At 37.2% G+C, this 9,474-nt stretch carries 9 protein-coding genes; 5 read left to right on the forward strand and 4 right to left on the reverse strand.

Annotation, left to right across the window (positions count from 1 at the left end):
• Positions 1-240 precede the first annotated feature (240 nt).
• Positions 241-1,461 carry an MDR family MFS transporter gene (locus ABES03_RS15805; RefSeq protein WP_430118380.1) on the forward strand — a complete coding sequence of 407 codons (1,221 nt, stop codon included), beginning with the start codon at positions 241-243 and terminating at the stop codon, positions 1,459-1,461.
• A 50-nt stretch (positions 1,462-1,511) separates the two neighbouring features.
• Here ABES03_RS15805 and ABES03_RS15810 read toward each other — a convergent pair whose 3' ends face one another.
• Positions 1,512-2,456 carry an aldo/keto reductase family protein gene (locus ABES03_RS15810; protein WP_430118382.1) on the reverse strand — a complete coding sequence of 315 codons (945 nt, stop codon included), beginning with the start codon at positions 2,454-2,456 and terminating at the stop codon, positions 1,512-1,514.
• A gap of 195 nt (positions 2,457-2,651) precedes the next feature.
• On the opposite strand from ABES03_RS15810, the gene ABES03_RS15815 reads away from it, so the two are divergent.
• Positions 2,652-2,885, forward strand: a complete 234-nt coding sequence (locus tag ABES03_RS15815) for a hypothetical protein (protein ID WP_430118384.1) — start codon at positions 2,652-2,654, stop codon at positions 2,883-2,885.
• Positions 2,886-2,924: 39 nt separating this feature from the next.
• Here the strand turns inward: ABES03_RS15815 and ABES03_RS15820 are convergent, their stop codons facing one another.
• Positions 2,925-3,170, reverse strand: a complete 246-nt coding sequence (locus ABES03_RS15820; protein WP_430118386.1) for a hypothetical protein — start codon at positions 3,168-3,170, stop codon at positions 2,925-2,927.
• A gap of 160 nt (positions 3,171-3,330) precedes the next feature.
• Here ABES03_RS15820 and ABES03_RS15825 point away from each other — a divergent pair, with 160 nt between their 5' ends.
• The 3 genes from ABES03_RS15825 to ABES03_RS15835 are packed head-to-tail and all read left to right on the forward strand — an operon-like array spanning position 3,331 to position 7,258.
• Positions 3,331-4,929 (forward strand): spore germination protein, encoded by a 1,599-nt coding sequence (locus tag ABES03_RS15825; protein ID WP_430118396.1) that lies wholly within the window; start codon positions 3,331-3,333, stop codon positions 4,927-4,929.
• Complete coding sequence (locus ABES03_RS15830; protein WP_430118388.1) at positions 4,926-6,131, forward strand: Ger(x)C family spore germination protein; 1,206 nt, start codon at positions 4,926-4,928, stop codon at positions 6,129-6,131. Before ABES03_RS15825 ends, ABES03_RS15830 begins: the two co-directional genes overlap by 4 nt.
• Before the next feature lie 23 nt (positions 6,132-6,154).
• Complete coding sequence (locus tag ABES03_RS15835; protein ID WP_430118390.1) at positions 6,155-7,258, forward strand: GerAB/ArcD/ProY family transporter; 1,104 nt, start codon at positions 6,155-6,157, stop codon at positions 7,256-7,258.
• Positions 7,259-7,287: 29 nt separating this feature from the next.
• Here the strand turns inward: ABES03_RS15835 and ABES03_RS15840 are convergent, their stop codons facing one another.
• Both ABES03_RS15840 and ABES03_RS15845 read right to left on the reverse strand, forming a co-directional pair.
• A complete protein-coding gene (locus ABES03_RS15840; RefSeq protein ID WP_430118392.1) occupies positions 7,288-8,937 on the reverse strand; it encodes a PAS domain S-box protein in 1,650 nt (549 codons plus the stop codon).
• 172 nt (positions 8,938-9,109) lie between these two features.
• Positions 9,110-9,364: a YpbS family protein gene (locus ABES03_RS15845; RefSeq protein ID WP_430118394.1), complete on the reverse strand. Its 255-nt coding sequence runs from the start codon at positions 9,362-9,364 to the stop codon at positions 9,110-9,112.
• Positions 9,365-9,474 lie beyond the last annotated feature (110 nt).

A 9,474-nucleotide genomic window follows, 5' to 3' on the forward strand; every position in this document is an offset into this window, starting at 1 on the left:
CAGGCGCAAGCGCCGAGGAGGCTCGCCGAAACACCCACGGAAAGCGAAGTGCCTGGAGCGGAAATCAGCAGACAAATTTAACAAAGCCTATAAATTAAGGGGTATAAGGATCAGTCATCCTTGCTGATGGCTGATCCTTTTTTTGAGGAAGTATGCTGGAAAAACAGGTAAATTCTTTACATTTATTCAATTAAATAGTTTACTAAATAAGCATACTCCAAAATTTGTGAGGTTTTACATATGAAAATATTGAAAAACTATGTGGGTCAATTTCATCCCATTGTATGGGTTTTATTAATTGGGACTGTCTTATCAAGAGGATCTGCATTTATGACTTTGCCGTTTCTCTCAATCTATTTATCACGACATATGGATCTCTCCCCAATTATTATTGGTATTACTGTAGGGATGAGCCCGTTAATGGCAACGGTAGGTGGATTCATTGGAGGCCATTTATCAGACCGCTTTGGACGAAAGCCAGTCATGCTTTTTGCTTTGTTTACAGTAGCTTGTGTTTATTATGGTTTTACCGTTGCTACTAGTCCGGGATGGTTTATTCTGTTAAATGCTTTAAACGGACTGAGTAATTCATTCTTTGAACCGACCGCTCAAGCATTAATGGCAGATTTAACCGAAAAAGAAAAGAGGATGAAGGTGTACTCATTACGATATACAGCTATGAATATCGGTGCTTCTGTGGGTCCACTTATTGGGGCCTATTTAGCTAATACATCAGCTAAATTATCCTTTGCTATAACCGGAACGATCTATTTATTGTATGGAATGGTTTTGGTTTTCTTCTTAAACAAACTTGTCCTTCATAAAGTAGAAAATCTGAAAAAAGGTGCCTCTTTTGGAGATGCTTTTAGGATTGTTAAAAGAGATAAGGCATTAAGATATCTCATCATGGGAATCATCTTGGTGAATATGGGATATGTTCAAATAGATTCAAATTTACCGCAAATATTAGAGGGAACGGTAGAAAATGGCGTGGTTATTTTCTCCATGCTAATCACCATAAATGCAATAATGGTTGTATTGCTACAGATGCCAATCAGTCACATAGCAGAGAAATTTAGGTTAATGCAGGTCATGGTGGTCGGAGCCGTTTTTATGGCTGCAGGTTTAGTTGGCTTCAGCTTTGTTAATGGCTGGGTTACGGCTATTGCAGCTATGGTATTGTTAACAGTGGGAGAAATATTAATCTTTCCATCAAATAGCATGATGATTGATCAACTAGCACCTGAACATCTTCGGGGAACTTATTTTGGTGCAGCACAATTTAGGAAGATAGGTAACTTTCTTGGACCAATTATTGGCGGCTTCCTTCTAAGTCATTTTCAAGGGCAAATCATGTTTTTGACCATTGCCTTGTTAACCCTTGGAAGTATTATTTTCTTTTCAATCGGAAACAAGTCTTTCATTAAAGCATCGGAACAATCAGCCGAAAGAGCGGTTTAACAATAGTTGTTAAAAAAAGCCCAAGGACGAAAAAGTCCAAGGGCATTTTTTTATCGAAGAATATCCTCGATTCTAGTAAGGGTGTCTTCGTTTAATTTCACACCAGAAGCTTTCACATTTTCTACTACTTGCTCAGGACGACTTGCCCCTACTAACGCACTCGCCACATTGCTTTGCCTTAATATCCATGCAAGAGCTAAATTTGCAAGTGTAAGATTATTTTCACTGGCAACCTCTTTTAAGAGTTCCACTTTATCTAGATTCTCTTCCGTTAATAATCCAAATAGACCATTGTATTTTTCCTGTGCAGCACGACTTCCTACAGGAGCCTTTTCACCTTTTTTATACTTACCTGTTAAAACACCTTGTGCAAGCGGTGACCAGACAACTTGGCCAATTCCGTGCTTTTCACTTACAGGTAGGACTTCTTTTTCAATGTAACGTTGGAGCATGCTGTATTGAGGTTGATTAACAACTATACGGTCTAGAAGTTTCTTATCAGCAAGATGAACCGCCTCTGAAATTTGTTCTGCTGTCCACTCACTTACACCAACGTACAATACCTTTCCTTGACGGATAAGGTCATCAAGTGCACGCAATGTTTCTTCCAGCGGTGTTTCCGGATCATACCGATGGCAATAATAAATATCTACATAGTCAGTGTTAAGGCGCTTTAAACTGGCATGGCATTGTTCCATGACATGCTTTCGAGAAAGTCCTCGGTCATTAGGACCGTCGCCCATTGGCCAAAATACTTTCGTTGCCAGCACATAGGAATCACGAACATATTTCTTTAGTGCCTTACCGACAACAATTTCAGCCTCTCCACGCATATAAACATTGGCTGTATCAAAAAAGTTAACGCCTAAATCATATGCTTTTTCAATAGACGCCGCTGCATTTTGCTCCTCCACATAGCCACCGTATGTAAGCCAACTGCCTAAACTTATTTCACTCACTTTTAAACCCGTATTTCCCAATCGTCGATATTCCATCTAATTTCCCCCTCGGAAAAATTTCGTGACTCAAAATAAAAATACTACATTATTTACTAATTTGTCTACAATTTGGTATATATTTGGTAATATGAATATAGATAAACAGTTTAGTAGAATCAGTCTGATGATTTATAGTACTTCTTTTAGATTTTTGAATAGGATGAACTATTCTGGAGAAAGGGGGTCCTTGTAATGTCATATTGGATCACAGTATTTGTATTGTTTATTGCCTTATTTATTGTTGTTGAGGAACTGATCTATTATTTTTGGAATCGAATTGTATACGGACCTAACCTTGAAAGAAGAAGCAAATGGAAGAAAAGAATGATTACTTTTTGGAAGGTAATCACCACTATACTTACCCTCTTCAAAAAAAAGCGGCCTATTGAAATACAGGAAGCAAATGAGGAAAAGAGCTCAATGTGAAAAGTTGAGTTCTTTTCCTTTTTTTCGTATGAATCATAATTAATTAGAAGGCTGATTGCTTTGCTTCTTCTTTTTGATGTAGTAACGAAGGGTTTTGATCATAATTGAGATGCCAAAAAAAACAATAATAATGTATTCTGCTGCCTCCATGACCTTAAAAGGGTTAATAGCCTTCCAAATTAATTTACGAGGTTCAGTCCCCATTATTAGGTCTAAGAAGCTAATCATACACATCAATCCAGCTGCTATGACAAATGAAACCATTATTTGCTTCAACTGTTTCACCTACAATCTCCATTATGTTTATTTTTGTTCTTTACACCATCCTTATGCATGTCTTTCAAAATGTTTTTTGGAAGAAATGGATAGATGAGTTCACGTTGGGGAAAATAACCATTACGAATTGTTAATGGTGAGGTGGTAGCTTGTGTCGATCTTGTCAAGTATGTTGAAAAAGAAGCAAAAAAGGAGACAGAATGATAATTATAGACAGCAGCAGGATCCACTTAAGCCAGAGGATTTACCGATACATAGGGAATATACAGATAACATTTCCCGAATAAAAGAAGAGTTTGGGAAAAGTGCTGATATCATAATTCGAGAAGTAAAGATAAGCAGTTATAAAGGGGCAATTGTATTTGTTGATGGTTTAGCGGATAGTCATTCAATCAGTGACTTTATTTTAGAATCATTTATGGAAAAAGAACTTCCACCAGAGCGGATTGATATCTTCCAATACGTAATTGAGAAGGCTGTTGCGCTTGGCAGTATTTTGACAATTGATAATTGGAATCAGGTTTATGATAATTTGTTATCAGGAAATACAGTTATTTTTTTAGAAGGACACAACCGCGCGATTAGTGCGGAGACCAAGGGTTGGGAAAAGCGGGCCATTTCTGAACCAACAACCCAACTCTCTATACGGGGACCGAAGGATTCTTTCACTGAAACACTCCGTACAAATACTGCTTTGATTCGGAGAAGAATTAAAAGTCCAAATTTATGGATGGAATCGATGAAAATTGGCACGGTATCACAAACTGACATTGCCCTCATGTATATTAAAGGAATTGCAAACGAGAAAATTATAACGGAGATTAAGGAAAGGTTAAATCGGATTGATATTGACGCTGTCATAGCCTCAGGCTATATTGAGCAATTAATTGAAGATCAAACCTGGACAACTTTTCCGACTACCTATCATACCGAAAGACCAGATGTTGTTTCTTCTCATTTACTTGAAGGGCGAATTGCCATTTTTATTGATGGAACACCATTTGTACTTACCGCGCCTGCGATTTTTATTCAATTTTTCCAGGCTCCAGATGACTACTATTCACGTTTTGATATTTCAACGGGTATAAGGCTCCTAAGAATCCTGGCATTTTTGATTGCCCTTATTGGACCCGCTACCTATATAGCGGCTACAACTTTTCATCAGGAAATGATTCCGACTACTATGGCGATTGCGATTGCTGCACAAAGAGAAAGTGTTCCATTTCCTGCTTTTGTAGAAGCATTAATCATGGAGGTCACATTTGAAATATTAAGGGAGGCTGGCTTAAGACTTCCGCGTGCAGTCGGTCAGGCCGTTTCCATTGTTGGTGCACTCGTAATTGGTCAGGCTGCCGTGCAAGCAGGGTTCGTTTCACCTGTAATGGTTATAGTTGTGTCGATTACAGCCATTGCTAACTTTTCAACACCTATTTTTGCGATGGCTGTTGCAGCCAGGCTGCTTCGCTTTGCTTTAATGGGGCTTGCCACCATTCTAGGTTTTTATGGAATGATGCTAGGACTTATGTTTATAGCTATTCATTTATGTTCACTTCGCTCGTTTGGAGTTCCTTATATGATGCCAATTGCACCTTTTAGCATCCGTAATCAGCAAGACGTATTTCTCCGGTTTCCTATTTGGGCTTTTAAAAATAGACCTCAATTTATTAGCCAAGGCAATATAGTAAGAACAGGGGAAAATCAAAAGCCAGGTCCACCGCAAGCTGATGAGCAACAACAAGAGCAATCAAATAAAGGTGATCAGTCATGAGAAAATGTTTCATTACATTAGTAATAACGCTTTTGCTATTACCCGTTCTTAGTGGCTGTTGGAATCAGAAGGAATTGACGGACTTAGCCTTTGTCATGGCAATGGGAGTGGATAAAGGTAAGGATAAGAAATTTCATGTGTCTTTTCAACTTGTGAATCCTGGCAATGTCTCATCTGGTCAAACGGGGGGAGGGAACGGACTGCCGATTGCAGTTTATAGAAGTTCTGGGGATACGATCACAGAAGCAGCAAGGAATGCTACCAAGAAGGTATCAAGAAGGCTATATTATGCTCATACAAACGTAGTGGTAATAAGTGAAGAGGTGGCAAAGGATAGTTTGTTATATGTGCTGGATGCATTGGACCGGGACCCGGAATTTCGAACAACTACTGAATTAGTCATCGCAAAAGGTTCAAAAGCAGAGGACATAGTAACAACGCTAACCATTCTAGACCGACTTCCTGTAACTAAAATTACAAAGCAAATTAAATTCTCAGAATCTATGCTTGGTGAAAATATGAGCATAAATATAGACGATTTTCTTAATGGGTTACTTAGTAACGGGAAACAGCCTATAGCTAATGGTTATATGCTTGTTGGTGACAAACCAACAGCAAGGAAAGCAGAAAATCTTCAAAAGACCACAACGGATGCATTTCTTCAGTCTGATGGCTTAGCTGTTTTTAATAAAGGAAAATTACGAGGCTGGATTAAACATGACAAAGCACGTGGAATATTGTGGGTTCTCGATAAAGTAAATAGTACGGATATAAATATTAACTGGGAAGGAAAGAAAAATGCATTATCCGTTGCACCCATTCGTTCTAAAACAAAGGTTTCTGTTCGTATCGTGAATGACAAACCGATAATAAATGTAAAGATTGAGAATGAAGGGTGGATTAGCGAAGCCAATACGGCAATAGATTTAGATAATCCAGAAGTCATTGCTCAAATTGAAAAATTAACGGAGAAAGAAATAACCAAGCAGATTAAAGCCTCGGTGAAAGAAGCGCAAAAGTTAAAGACAGATATTTTAGGATTTGGTGAAAAGGTTCACATTAAAAATCCACCTTTATGGAAGAAAATACAAGCGAATTGGGATGAAGAGTTTGCAGACTTACAAGTGAATGTCCATGTAGATTCTTATATTCGCAGACAAGGTATTCGAACAAAGCCATTTTGGTCAAATATGCAGAAATAGCTCTTTGGAAAGGGGGATATGGATTGGAGAAAGCAAAAATAAAGGCATCACAATTGTTTGTGCTTGTTGTGCTGTTTGAAATGGGCAGTGCCATACTTGTAGGTCTTGGCGCACAAGCGAAACAAGATGCATGGATAAGTATTTTGTTAGGTTTGATAGGCGGATTAGGAGTTTTCCTAATATACTATCTTTTGTTCCTCTACTATCCAGATCTCCCTCTTACGAGCTATGTACAAAAGATAACCGGAAAATGGATAGGACGAATGATCGGTTTCTCTTACGTTATTTATTTTTTGTATTGCGCATCTAGAGTGTTACGGGACTTTGGCGAATTATTAACGTCGACTATATATACAAATACACCGTTAATTGTTATTAATTGCTTAATGATTGTAACAATTATTTATGCTATACATAAGGGATTTGAGGTGATTGCAAGAGTTGGCGAGCTGTTTTTTATGATTATATATATCATGGCTGTTGTAGGATTTTTACTCGTCATGTTTTCCGGACTAATCCATTTACAAAATCTAAGGCCCATATTAGAGAACGGAATAAAGCCAATTCTTAAGACATTTCTTGGTGAAACAATCACATTCCCATTTGGTGAAATGGTTGTATTTACGATGTTACTCCCATATATCAATGATCCGAAAAAGGTAAAGATTGTCTGTATGGGTGGGATGATACTAAGTGGAATAAACATCACAATAACATCTGTTATTAATATTGCAGCGTTAGGAACGGAGCTTTTTGTGAGAGCAAATTTCCCGCTGTTAACAACCATTAGTAAAATCCGTATCGCTGAATTTATAGAACGGCTCGATGTCTTCTTTATGCTCTATTTAATTGTAGGCGGTTTCTTTAAGATTACGTTATATTTCTATGCAGGTGTTGTGGGAGCAACAGATATTTTCAAATTTGATAAACTCCAAAACCTAAGTATTCCACTAGGGGGATTTGTCTTATTTGCCTCTGTAACAATTGCATCAAATTTTGCAGAACACATTAAAGAAGGACTTCATATTGTCCCGATTTATTTACATTGGCCTTTTCAAATTATTATTCCGTCGATGCTATTGATTATTGCCTTTTTTCGTAATCGGAAAAAGAAAGCAAAACAATGAAAAAGACTGCCAATTTGGCAGTCTTAATTTTAGTTCTTTTTAGAGTTATGTTGCTTAATTGGCAAAACTATGCTGACAGTTGTACCTTGGTTTTTTTGACTATCAAAATGAATGGTTCCCTTGTGTGATTGAACTATTTTATAGCTTACTGTTAAGCCTAATCCAGTCCCTTTTTCCTTTGAGGAGTAGAATGGTTCCCCAATTTTTTCTAATCTCTCTTTTGAAATGCCGCAACCACTGTCCTTAATCGTAATACAAATCTTTTCTACAGCTTGCTCGACACTAATCGTTACCGATTTTCCGTGTTGTGATGCCTCTATCGCATTTTTTATAATATTAATAAATAATTGTTTTAATTGGTTTGGTTCACACTCAAGTAGAAGAGGTTCCTTCGGGAAATTAGAATTGATTTGGATATTATATAAGCTGGCCTCCGTGTTCAGCAACGAAATAACATCTTTCAGCAGTTTATGAATATCTGCATTTGTAAACTTAAGAACCTGTGGCTTTGCTAAGAGTAGAAGCTCTCCTACAATATGATTAATCCGATCGAGTTCGTCTAACATGATTTGATAGTAATATTGATGCTTCTTATCTTCCATTTGTAAAAGCTGAACAAAACCCTTTAAGGATGTAAGGGGATTCCTGATCTCGTGAGCAACACTTGCAGATAATTCACCAACGACTGAAAGTTTTTCTGTTCTTCTAAGGCGTTCCTCGGTTTTTCTTAACGTAGTCACATCTCGTCCAGTACCAATAATACCAGTAATGGCACCCTCAATATTGATTGGAAGTGACGTACATTGTAACGTAATCATCTCTCCGTTTGCATGTGGGACATTTATCTCGTACATAACAGGTTTAACCTCTTCGACAACTGAGGCAATAAACTGGTTGACTTGTCTTTGATGCTCTATGGGTAATAAGGATTTTACATTTTTTCCAATGATATCATCTCTATTAAAACCAGTAATGACCTCGAAGTGAGGATTGAGATTCGTAATATTTCCGTTCAAATCCATTAGATAAACAATATCAGGACTGTATTCAAATAATGATTTATATTGCTGTTGGCTTACCAATAGTTCTCTAGCCATTTTCTTTTTTTCAGTAATATCACGACCAATAATGACCAGACCCTGTCTACTGCCATCTGGATTAAAAAGAGGGACTTTAATCGTATCAAAAGTTTTTGTCGTTCCATCTGGAACTGGAAGAGCTTCTTCGATTCGAATAATGTCACCATTTCTCCATGCTTCTTCATCTGAGATTTCACAATACCGGAGGGCATCTGCATAAAAATCTGTATATTCGGCTAACTCAGAGTCCTTCTTGCCACGATAATCCACATGTTCAAGCTGAAACAATTGCAATCCAAAATTATTGGCCTCAATCCATCGTCCTTCCCCATCCTTAAAGTTAACAAAGTCAACCATTGCGTTAATTAAGGTGGATAAGCGCTTTTGGTCTTCTCGTGAAACGGTTAATTCATTGGACTTATTAATTAAGAAATAAATAAAGCCTCCAGTAATGATAATATAAAGAACCTCTTTAGATCTTTCAATAATCCAAATATGTGAAGTGGGAACAAATGTTTCGATAAGATAATTTGAACCATATATCCAAATTAAACTACCTAAGAAATAGAATAGGACTAGTTTGAATTTTTGTTTCTGCATGGAAATCTCCAGTTCTTTCAAGGAAACATGATCTCCTAGAATGATTAATATATATCTATAGTATATAGTACTAAAAATTTAATTATTTTGGAATAATGCAATACTGGAAAAAAGCAGAGGAGCACTTGGATGCAGCCTCTGCTTCATTATATTGGTATTTAATTGAGCTGTTTTAAGACCTTACTGCATATTCTTTGACCATATCTATTGTGACGATCTTTCGGAAAGGGATAATCCCTTGCTTTGCTAGGGTATTAATTTGATTTGTCACTTCATTAATTTTATCGGTTGTGAACTCTTTGCCCTGCTTGCATAAAAATAACGCTTCTTCGATAAAAAGCTCTCTTTGTTGGTCGAGAAGCAGGAATCGATTAATCTTTTGGTTTTGCTTATTTACATGGTCTGAAATTGCTTTATGTACGCTCATGTTTTTAATCTCCTATGGTTAATTTATTTAAGGATTTACTTTGTTAAATTTGTCTGTTGATTTCCGCTCCAGGAGCTTCGCTTTCCGTGGGTGTTTCGGCGAGCCTCCTC

This window comes from Neobacillus rhizosphaerae (assembly GCF_050477885.1).
Taxonomy (GTDB): Bacteria; Bacillota; Bacilli; order Bacillales; family Cytobacillaceae; genus Neobacillus; species Neobacillus rhizosphaerae_A.